General features: G+C 67.0%; 2 protein-coding genes. One reads left to right on the top strand and one right to left on the bottom strand.

Annotated elements, in window-relative coordinates; translation table 11 throughout:
• Positions 1-892: 1,2-phenylacetyl-CoA epoxidase subunit PaaA (gene paaA, locus AB0I03_RS26545; RefSeq protein WP_360417342.1), on the bottom strand; the 892-nt coding region annotated here is incomplete at its 3' end.
• 166 nt (positions 893-1058) lie between these two features.
• Between paaA and AB0I03_RS26540 the strand changes: the two genes are divergently transcribed.
• Positions 1059-1470, top strand: a 412-nt coding sequence (locus tag AB0I03_RS26540; RefSeq protein ID WP_360417340.1) for a DUF5819 family protein, incomplete at its 3' end; no start/stop codon positions are given.

The raw sequence follows: 1470 nt of genomic DNA, 5'->3' as shown, positions 1-1470 counted from the left end.
CGCCTTCTTGGTGGGCGCGGCGGCGGCGGCCGATCCGTTCGTCGTTGCAGGGGCCGTTGCCCTTGAGGACTTCGCGGAATTCGGTCCAGTCGATGGGGCCGAAGTCCCAGTGGCCTCGTTCTTCGTTCCACCGGAGGTCGGGGTCGGGGAGGGTCAGTCCGAGGGTTTCGGCCTGGGGGACGCAGATGTCGACGAAGCGTTGGCGCAGTTCGTCGTTGGAGTGGCGTTTGATCTTCCAGGCCATGGACTGGGCGGAGTGGGCGGATTCGTCGTCGGGCGGGCCGAACATCATCAGCGAGGGCCACCACCAGCGGTCGATGGCGTCCTGGGCCATGGCGTGCTGGGCCTCGGTGCCGCGGCTGAGGGTGAGCAGGAGCTCGTATCCCTGGCGCTGGTGGAAGGACTCCTCTTTGCAGATGCGGACCATGGCGCGGGCGTAGGGGCCGTAGGAGCAGCGGCAGAGCGGGACTTGGTTGGTGATGGCGGCGCCGTCCACGAGCCAGCCGATGGCGCCGACGTCGGCCCAGGTCAGGGTGGGGTAGTTGAAGATCGAGGAGTATTTCTGGCGGCCGGTGTGGAGCTTGTCGAGGAGTTCGTCGCGGCCGGTGCCGAGGGTTTCGGCGGCGCTGTAGAGGTACAGGCCGTGTCCGGCTTCGTCCTGCACTTTGGCCATGAGGATGGCTTTGCGGCGCAGGGACGGTGCTCTGGTGATCCAGTTTGCTTCCGGCTGCATGCCGATGATCTCGGAGTGGGCGTGCTGGGCGATCTGGCGCACCAGTGAGGCGCGGTAGTCGTCCGGCATCCAGTCGCGTGGTTCGATCCGCTCGTCCGCGGCGATGGTTGCGTCGAACAGGGCTTCTTGGCCCGTGTCCTCCGGCGCGATCGTCGTCATGTGGTGCCCCCTCCTCCCGACCGACCGATCGTTCGGTTCAATGGTGAGTGGGCGGGCCGCGGGTGTCAAGCCTGTGGATATGCAGGGGAAGGTGTGCTCGGGCCGGCCGCATAGGTACCGTTCCGGGGCGGAGTCGGCCGTTACGAGGACGGGGAACGGGGCGGGAATGCAGTCATACGGGGACGAATCGCGGCCATTGGTCACGCTGTCGCTACCCTCGCGGATCGTCATAGGCACGGCGGCCAGCGGCATCGCGGTCGCCGTCCTGATCCATCTCGCGATGATGTTCCTGCACATCGCACCGTCGAACACGCTCAGTAAGCAGCAGGCCGGGCTGATCAACGACTACGTCTATCCCGAGTACGAGCAGAACTGGAAGCTGTTCGCCCCCAACCCCCTCCAGCAGAACACCGACGTCCAGGTCCGCGCACAGCTGCGCACCCAGGACGGCGCGGCGCGGACCACCGGCTGGACCGATCTGACCGCCCGCGACGGGCAGGCCATCCTCCACAACCCGCTGCCCAGCCACACCCAGCAGAACCAGCTGCGCCGCGGCTGGGAGCTGCTCTCCAACAACC

Source organism: Glycomyces sp. NPDC021274, from assembly GCF_040641195.1.
GTDB lineage: Bacteria > Actinomycetota > Actinomycetes > Mycobacteriales > Micromonosporaceae > Glycomyces.
The sequence above is the reverse complement of the archived record's forward strand: the minus strand, read 5'-3'. Positions and strand labels throughout refer to the sequence as shown.